This window comes from Streptomyces sp. NBC_00285, from assembly GCF_036174265.1.
Lineage (GTDB): Bacteria > Actinomycetota > Actinomycetes > Streptomycetales > Streptomycetaceae > Streptomyces.
In genome coordinates, this window is the sequence record NZ_CP108055.1 from 6,169,357 (window position 1) to 6,183,228 (window position 13,872).

Annotated in this window: 12 protein-coding genes; 4 read left to right on the forward strand and 8 right to left on the reverse strand. The window is 71.3% G+C overall.

The genetic code is table 11. The features are described from left to right. Positions 1-85 precede the first annotated feature (85 nt). Positions 86-634, forward strand: coding sequence for a M23 family metallopeptidase (locus OHT57_RS28620; RefSeq protein WP_328749411.1), 549 nt, complete (start codon positions 86-88; stop codon positions 632-634). 97 nt (positions 635-731) lie between these two features. Here the strand turns inward: OHT57_RS28620 and OHT57_RS28625 are convergent, their stop codons facing one another. Then, positions 732-1,328, reverse strand: coding sequence for a TetR/AcrR family transcriptional regulator (locus OHT57_RS28625; RefSeq protein WP_328749412.1), 597 nt, complete (start codon positions 1,326-1,328; stop codon positions 732-734). A gap of 144 nt (positions 1,329-1,472) precedes the next feature. Between OHT57_RS28625 and OHT57_RS28630 the strand changes: the two genes are divergently transcribed. Next, positions 1,473-3,038, forward strand: coding sequence for an MDR family MFS transporter (locus tag OHT57_RS28630; RefSeq protein WP_328749413.1), 1,566 nt, complete (start codon positions 1,473-1,475; stop codon positions 3,036-3,038). Positions 3,039-3,496: 458 nt separating this feature from the next. Here the strand turns inward: OHT57_RS28630 and cseC are convergent, their stop codons facing one another. The 5 genes from cseC to OHT57_RS28655 form a co-directional block, all read right to left on the reverse strand. After that, a complete protein-coding gene (gene cseC / locus OHT57_RS28635) occupies positions 3,497-4,831 on the reverse strand; it encodes a two-component system sensor histidine kinase CseC (protein ID WP_328749414.1) in 1,335 nt (444 codons plus the stop codon). A gap of 18 nt (positions 4,832-4,849) precedes the next feature. Beyond that, positions 4,850-5,554 carry a two-component system response regulator CseB gene (cseB, locus tag OHT57_RS28640; RefSeq protein ID WP_328749415.1) on the reverse strand — a complete coding sequence of 235 codons (705 nt, stop codon included), beginning with the start codon at positions 5,552-5,554 and terminating at the stop codon, positions 4,850-4,852. Between the two features lie 86 nt (positions 5,555-5,640). Then, positions 5,641-6,324, reverse strand: coding sequence for a hypothetical protein (locus OHT57_RS28645; RefSeq protein ID WP_328749416.1), 684 nt, complete (start codon positions 6,322-6,324; stop codon positions 5,641-5,643). Beyond that, positions 6,309-6,851, reverse strand: a complete 543-nt coding sequence (locus OHT57_RS28650; RefSeq protein ID WP_328749417.1) for a SigE family RNA polymerase sigma factor — start codon at positions 6,849-6,851, stop codon at positions 6,309-6,311. The genes OHT57_RS28645 and OHT57_RS28650 overlap by 16 nt, the downstream gene beginning before the upstream one ends. Before the next feature lie 237 nt (positions 6,852-7,088). After that, complete coding sequence (locus OHT57_RS28655) at positions 7,089-8,024, reverse strand: A/G-specific adenine glycosylase (protein WP_328749418.1); 936 nt, start codon at positions 8,022-8,024, stop codon at positions 7,089-7,091. Between the two features lie 347 nt (positions 8,025-8,371). On the opposite strand from OHT57_RS28655, the gene OHT57_RS28660 reads away from it, so the two are divergent. Next, a complete protein-coding gene (locus OHT57_RS28660; protein WP_328749419.1) occupies positions 8,372-9,217 on the forward strand; it encodes a hypothetical protein in 846 nt (281 codons plus the stop codon). 100 nt (positions 9,218-9,317) lie between these two features. Here OHT57_RS28660 and disA read toward each other — a convergent pair whose 3' ends face one another. Both disA and radA read right to left on the reverse strand, forming a co-directional pair. Beyond that, entirely contained in the window at positions 9,318-10,442 is a 1,125-nt protein-coding gene (gene disA / locus OHT57_RS28665) for a DNA integrity scanning diadenylate cyclase DisA (protein WP_328749420.1), read from the reverse strand. Between the two features lie 81 nt (positions 10,443-10,523). Beyond that, entirely contained in the window at positions 10,524-11,933 is a 1,410-nt protein-coding gene (gene radA / locus OHT57_RS28670; RefSeq protein ID WP_328749421.1) for a DNA repair protein RadA, read from the reverse strand. A 206-nt stretch (positions 11,934-12,139) separates the two neighbouring features. Here radA and OHT57_RS28675 point away from each other — a divergent pair, with 206 nt between their 5' ends. Further along, positions 12,140-13,831: a BACON domain-containing protein gene (locus OHT57_RS28675; protein ID WP_328749422.1), complete on the forward strand. Its 1,692-nt coding sequence runs from the start codon at positions 12,140-12,142 to the stop codon at positions 13,829-13,831. The last annotated feature ends 41 nt before the right edge of the window (positions 13,832-13,872 follow it).

The following is a 13,872-nucleotide window of genomic DNA, read 5'->3' on the forward strand; positions in this document are numbered from 1 at the left end:
TGGTGCCCGGGGGTACCAAGGGAGGCACCATCCGGTCGCCGTCGTGCGCCGGGTGGTTTCCTGTCCCCGGCTCCCTGAGGTTCTGATGTTCCTGCGTGTCTTCCGCCGCTCGTCCCGTACGTCCCTGCCGCGCACCCGGGTGGCCTTCGTGGCCGCCTCCGTGGGGGCGTCGGTCGCACTGGGGGCCACGGTCGCCTCAGCCGCGCCGGCCTCCGCCTCCTGGGTCGACCCGGTGAAGAAGTACACGCTCAGCGCGAGCTTCGCGCAGTCCGGCGGCATGTGGCAGTCCACCCACAGCGGGCAGGACTTCGCCGTGCCCAGCGGGACGGCCGTCGTCGCCGCGCACGGCGGGACCGTCGTCAAGGCGGGCTCGGGCGGCGCCGGCGACGGTGCTGCCTACGGCAACGCCCTCGTGATCAAGCACGGCAACGGGACGTACTCGCAGTACGCCCACCTCTCCCGGATCAGCGTCAAGGTCGGCCAGGTCGTCAGGACCGGGCAGCGCATCGCCCTGTCTGGCAACACCGGCAACTCCAGCGGCCCGCACCTGCACTTCGAGATCCGTACGACCGCGAACTACGGCTCGGCCATAGACCCGGTCGCCTTCCTGCGGGCCAAGGGCGTCGGCGTCTGAGGCGTGGGCGTGGGCGTCTGAGGCGTGGGGTGCCGGACGCGTTGAGCGGGTGCGGCGTTGAGCGTCCGGGGCGCCGGTCGGTCGCGCCCGCCGGGCCCTACGCCTTCGCGCTGCCCATGTGGGCCTGGGTGACCAGGTCCATCGCCACATCGAGGACCGCCTTGCGCTTGGCCTCCGGGTCGGCTTCGAGGTCCTGGAGGAAGAACATCCCGGCGTGCAGGGTGAACATCGCGCTGACACAGCGGACCTGGTCGACGAGGTCCGCCTCCGGATCGACGAGGATCTCGCGCAGTCCCTGCATGCGCTCCTTGAAGGTCTCACCGATGCGCAGTTCCCGGACCGTCGCCTGGTTCTCCTGCATGAAGCGGAACAGTGGCGCCGCACCGGCCAGCGTCTCGCTGTAGCGCCGGATGATCTCCTGCTTGGTCTCCAGGGTGTGCGGCTGTTTCCTGCCCCACTCGATCAGGTCGAGGATCGGCTGCGTCAGGTCGGCGAAGATGCTGACGAGGATCTCTTCCTTGGTCTTGAAGTGGTAGTAGAGCGCGGCCTTCGTGACGTCCAGGCGCTCGGCGATCTCCCGCAGGGAGGTCTTCTCGTACCCCTGCTCGGCGAAGAGTTCGATGGCCACGTCCTGGATGCGCTGGCGCGTGTTGCCGCGGCGCTGCTGCTTCGTGCGGTCCATCGTGCCGCCCATCCTCGTGCCTCTCGGCTTTCCGTAAAACTTACTTGACGCCCGGCTAGTTGGGCGTCTACCTTCCCCAGTGTAGACAACTAGCCGGGCGGCAAGTAAGTGCCCCGGCGGGAGAAGTACCGCAGCACCTCAGGGGAGTGGGAAACGATGGCGGACACACAGACGGTGGAGACGGAACCGGACAAGCCACAGCGGAGCGTACGGGTCGTCCTGCTCGCGCTGATGATCACCATGATGCTCGCGATGCTCGACAACATGATCGTGGGCACCGCGATGCCGACGATCGTGGGCGAACTCGGCGGGCTCGAACACCTCGCGTGGGTCGTGACGGCGTACACGCTGGCCACCGCGGCCTCGACCCCGATCTGGGGCAAGCTCGGCGACATGTACGGCCGCAAGGCCACCTTCATGACCTCGATCGTGATCTTCCTGATCGGGTCCGCGCTCAGCGGAATGGCCCAGGACATGGGCCAGCTCATCGGTTTCCGGGCCGTGCAGGGCCTCGGCGCCGGCGGTCTCATGGTCGGCGTCATGGCCATCATCGGCGACCTGATCCCGCCGCGGGAGCGCGGCAAGTACCAGGGCATGATGGCCGGCGTCATGGCGCTCGCGATGATCGGCGGCCCGCTGGTCGGCGGCACCATCACCGACAACTGGGGCTGGCGCTGGTCCTTCTACATCAACCTGCCGCTCGGCGTGGTCGCGCTCGGTCTGATCAGCGTCGTACTGCACCTGCCGAAGAAGCGGGCCAAGGCCGGTATCGACTACCTCGGTGTCGTGCTGCTGACCGTCGGCATCACCTCCATCGTCCTCGTCACCACCTGGGGCGGCTCGCAGTATGCCTGGACGTCCGCGCGGATCATGGAGCTGATCGGGATCGGCGTCGCCTCGCTGATCGGGTTCGTGTTCTGGCAGACCAAGGCGGCCGAGCCGATCATGCCGCTGCACATCTTCCGCAGCCGCAACTTCACGCTGATGTCGATCATCGGCTTCATCACCGGTTTCGTGATGTTCGGCGCGACCCTCTTCCTGCCGCTCTACCAGCAGTCGGTGCAGGGCGCGTCCGCGACCAACTCCGGGCTGCTGCTCCTGCCGATGCTCGGCGCGATGCTGGTGACCTCGATGGTCGCGGGCCGGGTCACCACCAACACCGGGCGCTACTACGTCTTCCCGGTCGTCGGCAGCGTCCTGATGGCCATCGGCCTGTACCTGCTGTCCACGATGGACACGGGAACCACGCGGTTCACCTCCGGTGTGTTCATGGCCGTCGTCGGTCTCGGCATGGGCTGCCTGATGCAGATCACCATGCTGGTCGCGCAGAACAGCGTGGAGATGAAGGACATGGGCGTCGCGTCCTCGTCCACCACCCTGTTCCGTACGCTCGGCTCCTCCTTCGGTGTCGCCATCATGGGCGCGCTGTTCAACAACCGGGTCCAGGACGTCATGTCCGAGCGGGCCGGGGCGCTGGGCTCCAAGGTGACCGAGCAGTCCGCGCAGCTGGACGCGGCGAGCCTCGCGAAGCTGCCGGCGGCGGCGCGGGAGGCGTACCAGTACGCGGTGTCGTCCGGCACGCACTCGGCGTTCCTGCTCGGCTCGATCGTCGCCGTGGCCGCGCTGGTGGCGGCGGTGTTCGTCAAGGAGGTACCGCTGAAGGGGGCGGGACCGCAGACGTCCGCCGACGAGCCGGCGCCGGCCCCGCTGGTCGAGGTCTGAGCCGGCCCTGAACCGAAGGCCCCCGGCGGTGTCCGCCCCGGGGGCCTTCTTCATGCCCGGCCGCGGGTCCATTGCGGGTCCGTGCCCCCGGACGGAGATGCGCCGCCGCATGTGCCGGAGGCCGGGACCGGGCTGCGGCTCGCCGCTCCGGACGACGGCAGGCGCGACCGGCCCGACATGGGCTGGTGTCAGGAACCGGAGAGCAGCACCACGCCCGGCCTCCGCCTCAGGGCGCCGTGGGCCGTTACGGCAGCATCGAGTGGCCCCCTGTGGCCGTTGGCGCGTGTTCCGGCAGCCGCAGCACTGCCACCGCACCTTTCGCCGGTATCCACCGCACAGCCCGGGCGCCGTGGCTTTCGGCAGCATCGGGTAGCTCCCCGCGTGCATGTGTTCTGGTAGCCAGAGCACTGCCACCGCGCCTTCCGCCGGTATCCACCGTCCTGACCAGCCGCCTTGGGTTACGGCAGCATCGGGTAGCTTCCCGTGGCCGTGGGGGCGTGTTCCGGTAGCCAGAGCACTGCCACCGCGCCTTCCGCCGGTACCCCGTCCGGAGCCCCGGCCGGCCGTACGTTGCGGAAGGTCAGCCGCGCCCCGAGCACCCGCGCCTGACCGGCGGCGATCGTCAGGCCGAGCCCGTGCCCCTGGCCCGCCCGGTCCGCGCTGCCCGTGCGGAAGCGGCTCGGGCCGTCGGCGAGGAGGTCCTCGGGGAAACCGGGGCCGTGGTCGCGGACCCGGATGACGCGGCCCTCGACGGTGACCTGGACGGGCGGTCTGCCGTGCCGGGCGGCGTTGGCGAGGAGGTTGAACAGGACGCGTTCCAGGCGGCGGGGATCGGTCGTGACCTCCGACTCGTGGACCACGCGGACCTCGATCGCCGGGTCCTTCGCCACCACCCGCCGGGCGACGAACTCGCCGAGCAGGATGTCCTGGAGTTCCGCCCGCTCGGAGGCGCCGTCGAGGCGGGCCACCTCCAGGACGTCCTCGACGAGGGTGCGCATGGCCTTCGCCCGGTCCAGGACCAGCTCGGTGGGCCGGCCGGGCGGCAGCAGTTCCGCCGCCGTCAGCAGACCCGTCACCGGTGTCCGCAGCTCGTGCGCGATGTCCGCCGTGACCCGGCGTTCGGCCTCCAGCCGCTGCTGGAGCGCGTCCGCCATGGCGTCCACCGCGCTCGCGAGGTCGTCGGTCTCGTCCCGGACGACGCCGCCGATCGCGTCCCGAACCCGTACGTCGGTCTCGCCCCTGGCCATCTGGTTCGCCGCGGCCGCGGCCTTCCGCAGCCGACGTGACAACTGCCCGCCGATGAGCACGCCGAGCGCGCTGCCACCGAGGACGACCGCGATGGAACCGATCACCAGGGCCTGGTCGAGGTCCTTGAGGATGTCGGTGCTGCGGTCGGTGAACCCGGTGTGCAGGGACAGCACGTGCCCGCCCTTGACCGGGACGGCCGCCCAGATGTCGGGCCCGCCGACGCGCCGGTCGGAGACGTAGGTCGCCCTCCGGCCCGCCTCGACCTTCTCGCGCAGAGCGCGCGGCAGCCGGGAGTCGTCGACCACGATGCTCGGGAAGTTGGGCCGTCCGGTGAGTTCGTAGTTGCGCTGGGCGATCCGCACCCGCTCGTCCGCCAGATCGCGTGCGTTGTCCAGCATCGAGACACGCGCCGCGTTGTGCACGACCAGGCTGAGCGCGATCGCCACGAGCGCGCCGACCAGCGCGATGGCCGCGCTGAGCTTCCACCTCAGCCCCGTCCGCACGGCCACGCGCTCCGTCACCGGGCCCCGAAGGATCCCCCGCATAACCCCAGGTCCCCCTGCTCAGGCCTTCAACTTGTAGCCGAAGCCGCGGACCGTCTCGATCCGGTCCTGGCCGATCTTCGTCCGCAGCCGCTGCACATGGACGTCCACGACCCGGGTGTCACCGCCCCAGCCGTAGTCCCACACCCGCTCCAGGAGTTTGTCGCGGGACAGGACCGTGCCCGGCGCGGAGGAGAACTCCAGCAGCAGCCGCATCTCGGTCGGGGTGAGCGCCACCGGCGTCCCGGCCCTGCGCACCTCCATGCCCCCTGTGTCGATCTCCAGCTCGCCGAAGGTCAGCACGGCCTCGGCGGTGGCCCCGGCACTTTCCTCGCCCCGGTCCCCGCCGCCCGCGTGCCCGAAGCGCCGCAGCACCGCGCGGATCCGGGCGACCAGGACGGCACCGTCGAACGGCTTGGTCACGTAGTCGTCGGCGCCCGCCTCCAGCCCGAGCACCACGTCGATCGAGTCGGCGCGCGCCGACAGCATGATCACCGGCACGGTGGAGTCGTCGCGGATACGGCGGCACAGGCTGACGCCGTCCAGGCCCGGGACCATGACGTCCAGCAGAGCGATGTCGGGGCGGTTCGCCCGGAACGCCTCCAGGCCCGACAGTCCGTCCGGCATGGCGGTGACCGCGAAGCCGTCCCGCTCCAGGGCGAGTTGGGTGGCCTCGCGGATGACGTCGTCGTCCTCGACGAACAGCACGTGGGTCTGGTCTGCCATCCGGGTGCTCTCACTCTTCGGTGTCGTTGCGGTCACTGAGGGATCGTTCCGGACGGCCCGATCGGTTCACGCCGTACGGCGTCGGTTCAGCCGTCGGCCGGCGGTGACGGGTCCGTACCGAGGACATCGCTGTAGTCGCTGTGGGTCCGGTACACCACGGTGAACTTTCCCGAGACCCAGCGGTACGTGATCACGTTCTCGCCGGACGGCTCCGACACCGGGTCGCCCTTCTCGTACACCTGCTTGGTCACCACCAGGTCGCCGCGGTCTATCTCGGCGTAGACCGGAGGCTCCTCGGTGTGGAAGACATTCTGGTACGAACCGCTCTCCTCGCGATACACGTACGAGCCGACGCCCACGAGATCCGCACAGGTCACGACGTTGACGACGACGTCGTCGGACGAGCCGCCGGTGAGGGCGCCGTAGAACAGGTCGACAGGGTACTCGTCGGCCACGCAGGGCTTCAGATCGCGCTTGACCGCCGCGGAGACCTTCGGGTCCGACTTGAGCAGAGCGACCGCGGCCGTGCGGTCCAGATGCGGGGAGGACACGACGGACGGTGCGTCCGCCGCTGAGGCACCCTCCTCCGCGACCGCGTGCGCCGGGCCCTCGTCACGCGTGCCGGTACCGCCGGTGGCGCAGGCGGAGACGAACAGGGCGAGGGCGGCGAGCACGACCCCCACCGTGCTTGCCGCCTGGATGATCCCCCGCCCCGGAGCCGGGTCCTGGCCCGGCCGGGTGGGCCCTGGTTCGGTCAGGCCGCCGTGCAACGCTCCCGCTCCTCACGCTCCAGCGCGCGTGCGTCCAGGTCGCGGGCCTCCAGCTCCTCGCGGAGCCGGGCGAGCGCCCGGTGCAGCGTGCTCTTGACCGTTCCGGCCGACATGCCGAGGGCGGCAGCGGTCTCCTCCGTGGACATCTGCTCCCAGTGTCGCAGCACCACGACACTGCGCTGCTTGGGAGCGAGCACCTTCATGACGTCCATGAGCAGGGCGCGGTCCGCGTGCTGCTCGGTGGCGTCGTCGACGCAGGCGTCCGGGAGCTGCTCGGTCGGCACCTCCTCCAGCTTGCGCGCCCGCCACCACTCGGTCCGGGTGTTGATCATCACCCGGCGCAGGTAGGCGTCCGCCAGCCGCTTGTCCTCGATGGTCTCCCAGCGGCCGTACGTCCTGACGAGCGCCGTCTGGAGCAGGTCCTGCGCGTCGACCGGGTCCGGGACCAGACGGCGTGCACTGCGCAGCAGCGCGTCCTGCCGGGTGCGGACGTACTCCTCGAACTCGAGCACCTCGCCCTGCGCCATGTCGACCGCCTCCTGATCCCCGTTCCGGCAGCCATTGCCGGTTCTCATCGCGTCTGCGCCGCCTTGTGTGTGCGGCATGGCAATGAAGCTACGGATCGGTTGTCACGGGGTTGTCCAGTCCAGCATTCGGCTGGCAATCGGCTGTCCGTCGGTTGTGTAACGGAAACAGAAAAGGGGTAAACCGGCGCGGTTGATTGCGCCGGTTCCAGTGGTTTTGTCGGTCTGTTCGAGCTGGGGCTACGTCAACGGCAGCCGATACAAACCACCCGTCAGAGGTTCCACGAGTCCGTCCGCGACGAGCCCGTCGAGCGCTCGCGCCCGCTGCACCGGCTCGTGCCACACCCGGTCGAGGACCGCCTGCGGGACCGGTGAGTGCGCCTCCCGGAGGACGGCGAGCAGCCGGCCGCGGACCTGCCGGTCGGTACCGGCGTACGTCTGTCCGCGCCGGGGCGGTCCTTCGTGAGCGGGCTTGCCCGCGAGCCGCCAGGCGCACTGGGCGGCGATGGGGCAGCGCGGGCAGGTCTCGTTCTTGGCCGTGCAGACGAGCGCGCCGAGCTCCATGGAGGCGGCGGCCCAGCGCGCGGCGGTCTCCTCGTCCGGGGGCAGCAGGGCGCGGGCGAGCTTGCGCTCGGCGGCGGTGGTGGCGTTCGGCGGGTACTGCGTGCCGGTCACCGCCCGCGCGAAGACCCGCCGGACGTTGGTGTCCAGCACCGCGTGCCGCTGCCCGTACGCGAACGAGGCGACGGCTGCGGCCGTGTACTCGCCGATCCCGGGCAGCGCGAGCAACTGCGCGTGCCGTGTCGGTACGTCACCGCCGTGCCGCTCCGTTATGGCGACGGCGGCGCCGTGCAGCCGCAGGGCCCGGCGCGGATAGCCGAGCCGGCCCCAGGCGCGTACGGCCTCACCGGGCGCGTCCGCGGCCAGGTCTGCGGGGCGCGGCCACCGTTCGAGCCACTGCTCGTAGACCGGCAGCACCCGGCTCACGGGCGTCTGCTGGAGCATGAACTCACTGACCATCACCCCCCAGGGTCCGGCCTCGGGCCGCCGCCACGGCAGATCCCGGGCGTGCTCGTCGAACCAGTCGATGACGGGGGAGTGCAGGCCCGCTCCGAGCGGAGCATCGGTGCTGTCGTCGGCGGGGCTGCTGTGCGGGGGCTTCGTGGGCGCAGTCATGGCCTTCCGATCCTGCCATGCCGGAGCAGCCGGACGGGTGTTCTGAGGGCACGGGTCGGCGGGAACCGGTGGAGGCCGTAGCCATGGCCAGAGCTGCAAGGGACGCGATCGCGAACGCGACCCTGTCCATGGAGCGACCCCGGGGCGTCACCCGCGCGGGGACGACCTTCACGGTCACCGACCGTGTCCGGTGGGCCGGTTCGGTCACACTCCGCTGTCGGCACGTGTCACGCCTGGCGAAGGGCACTCAGGGGACGGTTGGTTCCGGAATGATGATCCTGAAAAGTTGTGACGCCGAGCGGCGGGTGAGGACGGTGAACTCACCGATCTCTCGTAGAGTTTGCGCCGTGGGATCTATGCGCAATCCGGTCGGGCCGCTTCCCTCCTCCATCTACTGGCGTCGGAGGGCCGTCATGCTGTCCGTCCTCGGTGCGCTGGCGCTGTTGATCGCATGGATCGTCGGCTCCGGCGGCGGAGGCGGCAACAACGGTGCCGACGGGTCCAACGGCAAGAGTCCCTCACCCTCGACGATCACTCCCGGGCCGTCCGGTTCCGGGCCGGCCATCAGCCAAGCGCCGGGCGGACGCGACGAGTCGACGACCGGCGGAGGCACCGGCGGGTCCGGGGCGAGCGCGGGTTCCGGCACCGCGGCCGGTGCGGGGGCCACCTCGGGCGCCGGTGGCGAGAGTGGCACCGGCGGCTCCGCCGGGAGTGGCGGCTCCGGCAGCGCGGGCGGCACTGCGGGCACCGGGGTCGGCCAGGGCGACATCCTCCCTGCCGGGTCCTCGATCCCCAACTGCACGGCAGGCGCCGTGAAGTTGACCGTCCGCAGTCAGCGCAACGCCTACGCACCCGGCCAGCCGCCCACCCTGCTGCTGACCGCGACGAACTCCTCCGGCGGTGACTGCAAGGTCGATCTCGGCCCGAAGAACGCGGTGTTGACGATCACTCAGGCCGACTCCGACGACACGTACTGGTCGTCCGCCGACTGCCCTGCCACCGCGGGCAACCTGGTCTACCGGGCGCCGGCCGGCAGCAGCATCACGTACACCGTGAAGTGGGACCGCAAGCCGAGCGCCCCGCAGTGCGCGACGCCCTCCGCGGGGTCGGCCGGTGCGGGGACGTACCTGGTCGAGCTGAAGGCTCCCGGATACGCCACGGTCCAGGCTTCGTTCGTGCTGGAGAACGACTGAGGGGTGCCGCGGACGGTGGTTCGTCTGCGGTGTTGCGGGGCCGGCCGCGTCCGTGCGGCGGGGCCGTAGAACCGATACGGCCCCGCATCCCTGAAAGCTCCTACACGTACCGTTCCAGGATCGAGCTCTCCGCCAGCCTGGACAGGCCCTCCCGGACGCTGCGCGCCCTTGCCTCGCCCACGCCGTCGACCGTCTGCAGATCGTCCACGCTCGCCGCGAGGAGTTTCTGGAGGCTGCCGAAGTGTTCCACCAGGCGGTCGATGATCGCGCCGGGCAGGCGCGGCACCTTGGCCAGCAGGCGGAAGCCCCGCGGGGACACGCCCGAGTCGATCGCCTCGGGGGAGCCGGTGTAGCCCAACGCGCGGGCCACCGTGGGCAGTTCCAGGAGCTCGGCGTGGGTCAGGGCGTCCAGTTCGTACAGCGCCTGGTCGACCGTGCGGGAACGCTTCGCGGTGGGCTCGGGGACGTAGTCCCGGACCACCAGTTCGCGTTCCGGCTCCACGCCCGCGATCAGCTCGTCCAGCTGGAGGGTGAGCAGGCGGCCGTCCGTGCCCAGTTCGACCACGTACTCGGCGATCTCCGTGGCGATCCGGCGGACCATCTCCAGGCGCTGGGCCACGGCCGAGACGTCCCGGACCGTCACCAGGTCCTCGATCTCCAGCGCGGAGAGGGTGCCCGCGACCTCGTCGAGGCGGAGCTTGTAGCGCTCCAGGGTCGCGAGGGCCTGGTTCGCCCGGGACAGGATCGCCGCCGAGTCCTCCAGGACCCGGCGCTGCCCGTCGACGTAGAGGGCGATCAGACGCATGGACTGGGAGACGGAGACGACCGGGAAGCCGACCTGCTTCGAGACCCGGTCCGCCGTGCGGTGCCGGGTGCCGGTCTCCTCCGTCGGGATCGTCGCGTCAGGCACGAACTGCACGCCCGCCCGCAGGATCTTCGACAGGTCCGACGAGAGCACGATGCCGCCGTCGAGCTTGCACAGCTCACGCAGACGGGTCGCGGCGAACTCGACATCCAGCACGAAACCGCCCGTGCACATCGTCTCCACCGTCTTGTCCCAGCCGAGAATGATGAGTCCGCCGGTGTTGCCGCGCAGCACCCTCTCAAGGCCGTCGCGCATGGCGGTGCCGGGGGCCACGGCGCTCAGGGAGGCGCGCATCAGGCCATCGGAACCGGCACTCCCACCGGACTTTCCGGGAGCTGCTGCCCGGTCGTTGGCTGCCACTGCTCTCCTCCGGTCGCTGGGTCTGGACCGCTCACGTGCCGCACCTTCGGTTCGTACGGACGGGCGAGACCAGGGCAAAGTCTACCGGCGGTCCTCCTCGTCCCGTGGGGCCTCTCGCCGACGACCTCGCGGAAGGACCCTCAGGGCGTCCCCTATGTCGGCTACTTCCAGGACCTTCATACCGGCCGGGACCTTGCCCGGATCGCCCGGTACGAGTGCATGTGTGAAGCCCAGACGGTGTGCCTCGGAGAGCCTGCGCTGGACGCCCGTAACCCGTCTGACCTCGCCCGCGAGGCCGACTTCGCCGATCGCGACGAGGTTTTTGGGCAGCGGGGTGTCGCTGGCCGCCGACGCCAGCGCGAGGGCGATCGCCAGGTCCGCGGCAGGTTCCGAAAGCTTTACGCCACCGACGGTCGCGGAGTAGATGTCCCGCTTGCTGAGCGCGGTGATCCGGCCGCGCTGCTCCAGGACGGCGAGCATCATCGAGACCCGGGACGTCTCCAGCCCCGAGGTGGTGCGCCGGGGCGAGGGGATCTGCGAGTCGACGGTGAGCGCCTGGACTTCGGCCACCAGCGGGCGGCGGCCCTCCAGGGTGACGGTGAGACAGGTGCCGGGGACCGGTTCGTCACGACGTGTCAGGAAAAGTCCACTCGGGTCGGTGAGCCCTGTGATGCCCTCGTCGTGCAGCTCGAAGCAGCCGACCTCGTCGGTGGCGCCGTAGCGGTTCTTGACGCCCCGGACGAGCCTCAGGCGCGCGTGCCGGTCGCCCTCGAAGCTCAGGACCACGTCCACGAGGTGTTCGAGGAGGCGCGGGCCCGCGATCGCGCCGTCCTTGGTGACATGGCCCACCAGGAGGGTCGACATCCCGCGGTCCTTCGACACCCGGATCAGCGCCCCGGCCACCTCGCGCACCTGGGCCATGCCGCCGGGGGCGCCGTCGATCTCGGGGGAGGCCACCGTCTGCACCGAGTCGAGGATCAGCAGGGACGGCTTCACCGCGTCCAGATGTCCGAGGACGGCCGACAGGTCGGTCTCGGCTGCGAGATACAGGTGGTCGTCGATCGCGCCGATGCGGTCGGCGCGCAGCCGGACCTGGCTCGCGGACTCCTCGCCGGTCACATAGAGCGTGCGGTGCTCTTCGCTCGCCGACTTGGCGGCCACGTCGAGCAGCAGCGTGGACTTGCCGACGCCGGGTTCGCCCGCGAGGAGCGCCACCGCGCCGGGCACGAGACCACCGCCGAGCACCCGGTCCAGCTCGGGCACCCCGGTCGAACGGGCCGTGGCCTGACGCCCGTCCACCTCGCCGATGGGCACGGCGGAGGTGGTGACACGGCCCGGGGCCGTCGTACGCACCGCGGGCGTGCCGTACTCCTCGACCGTCCCCCAGGCCTGGCACTCGGGGCAGCGACCGAGCCACTTGGCCGCCTGCCAGCCGCACTCGGTGCAGCGGTAGGACGGGCGCTCCTTGGCGGACTTCGTACGGGCAGCCATGCACGAACCGTAACCGCCGCCACTGACAACACCGCCGCCGACCGCCGCCCGACCTGCACGCCGGCGCGGGAACCGGCCACGTCCCGTCAGGAACGAGCCACGCATTCGGGGGCTCGCGTCCCCTATTGAGGGATCGTTTCACCCGTACGGAGTAAAAGTGCTCAAGGTGCAGGAAGGGGCCATCTTCCGCCCCCTACGGTCCACGGATGATGAGCAGCAGTCCGGAGACCTCGACCCGCACCACCGGCGCGCACCGGGCGCAGCGGGAGGAGCGTGACCGCGGTGCCGCGCGCACGCTGGCGCAGCGGCCGCCTGCGCGCTACGAGCCGTTCCTGGACGGACTGTTCACCTACTGCCTGTCCGTGCTGTGCGACCACGACACGGCGACCACGGCCCTCGGTGACGTCATCGCGCTCGCCGAGAAGCGCGGCGGCCCGGACGCGACCGGCGACCGCAGGTCCTGGCTGTACGCGCTGGCCCGCTGGGCCTGTCTGCGCAAGCTGGCCGAGGCCAAGCAGAAACGTCAGAGCACCCACGCGGCCGGACGCCACGGAGTCTCCCGGAAGTCCACCGAGGCCCCGGTCGCCGAAGAGCTCCAGGAGACCCGCCGCCGCGAACTCGCCCAGCTGGCCTGGCCGGAGGCGGCCGGTACGACCCCCGAGCAGCGCGAGGCGCTCGAACTCGCCGTACGCCACCACCTGGCCGCCCACGAGGTCGCCGCCGTCCTCGGCATGGACCTGGCCGGCGCCCGCGAACTGCTCGCCTCCGCCGCGTGCGAGGTCGAGCGCACCCGCGCGGCCCTCGCCGTCGTCGAGACGGGCGACTGCCCGGGCGTGGCCCGCCTCACCGGTGACAACCAGTTCGTGCTCAGCTCAGCCCTGCGCCGCGAACTCGTACGCCACGTCGACGACTGCCCGCGCTGCCGCCGCAGTGCCGAGCGGGCGATCCCCGGCCGCTGGCCCGGCGCCATGATCACCCCGGCCGAGCTGCCCGTGCTCGAAGCACCGCGCACGGCCCTGCACATGGCGCTCGCGCACCCGCCACGCACGCGTGGCGCCGCCGTGCCCCGCTTCGACCGGCGCGGCTTCCCGATGGACCCCAAGGACCGCGCGGCCCGCCGCGACCGTCTCCGCGCGCGTGCCGTCACCACGACCGTCGTCGCCACCGTGGTCGCCGCCCCCGTGCTCGCCCTGTGGGCCGCCTACCGGGGCGGTCCCGGCGAGGGGGCCGACGGGCACTCCGCCAGCGCCCGCGAGGCGCACGGCCCCGGCAGCCTGGACGGCGAGACCGCGAGCGGCGACTACCAGAACGCCGGCAACGCCCGCACCAAACCCGGCAACCGCTTCACCAAGGACGGCCGCCCCGACGTCTCCGTGGAGGTCGTGAGCATCGCCGGAGCCGGCAAGAAGGGCGCCGGACACCTGGAGGTCGGCGCCGACAACAACGGCGACACCACCCTGGTCACCCTCACCGCGACCGGCGACGCCCCGGTCCGCTGGTCGGCCACCACGGGGGCCTCCTGGCTCTACTTCAGCCAGTCCTCGGGCACGCTGAAGCCCGGCGAGTCGTTGACGATCAAGGTGTACGTCAACCACCTGCGCGAGCCGTCCGGCCCCTGGAGCGCGCGCGTGGCGATCTCCCCGGCGGGCGCGGTCGTCACCATCCAGGGCTACGGCACGGCACCCACCCCGGCCGGCCCCGGCCAAGCGACTACGCCGCCGCCCGGCCCGGGCTCCAGCCCCACGACCTCGGCGCCGTCGGATCCCACACCGAGCGACCCGCCGTCCTCGTCGCCCACCCCCGACCCGACCCCGACGGACCCCACCCCGTCCGACCCGCCGACCTCGACCACGCCTTCACCGACGGACAGCGGCGAACCGAGCCCGTCCTCGTCGTAGGGGGCCGTAGCGGACGTGGGCCATGCGGAAGCCATGCGGAA

Bases quoted from the DNA above. Each gene is read 5' to 3' on its own strand.
- radA (WP_328749421.1), bottom strand. From the start codon at position 11,933: ATGGCTGCCCGTACGAAGTCCGCCAAGGAGCGCCCGTCCTACCGCTGC.
- cseB (WP_328749415.1), bottom strand. From the start codon at position 5,554: ATGGCAGACCAGACCCACGTGCTGTTCGTCGAGGACGACGACGTCATC.
- cseC (WP_328749414.1), bottom strand. From the start codon at position 4,831: ATGCGGGGGATCCTTCGGGGCCCGGTGACGGAGCGCGTGGCCGTGCGG.
- OHT57_RS28675 (WP_328749422.1), top strand. From the start codon at position 12,140: ATGATGAGCAGCAGTCCGGAGACCTCGACCCGCACCACCGGCGCGCAC.
- OHT57_RS28625 (WP_328749412.1), bottom strand. From the start codon at position 1,328: ATGGGCGGCACGATGGACCGCACGAAGCAGCAGCGCCGCGGCAACACG.
- OHT57_RS28630 (WP_328749413.1), top strand. From the start codon at position 1,473: ATGGCGGACACACAGACGGTGGAGACGGAACCGGACAAGCCACAGCGG.
- OHT57_RS28650 (WP_328749417.1), bottom strand. From the start codon at position 6,851: ATGGCGCAGGGCGAGGTGCTCGAGTTCGAGGAGTACGTCCGCACCCGG.
- OHT57_RS28655 (WP_328749418.1), bottom strand. From the start codon at position 8,024: ATGACTGCGCCCACGAAGCCCCCGCACAGCAGCCCCGCCGACGACAGC.
- OHT57_RS28620 (WP_328749411.1), top strand. From the start codon at position 86: ATGTTCCTGCGTGTCTTCCGCCGCTCGTCCCGTACGTCCCTGCCGCGC.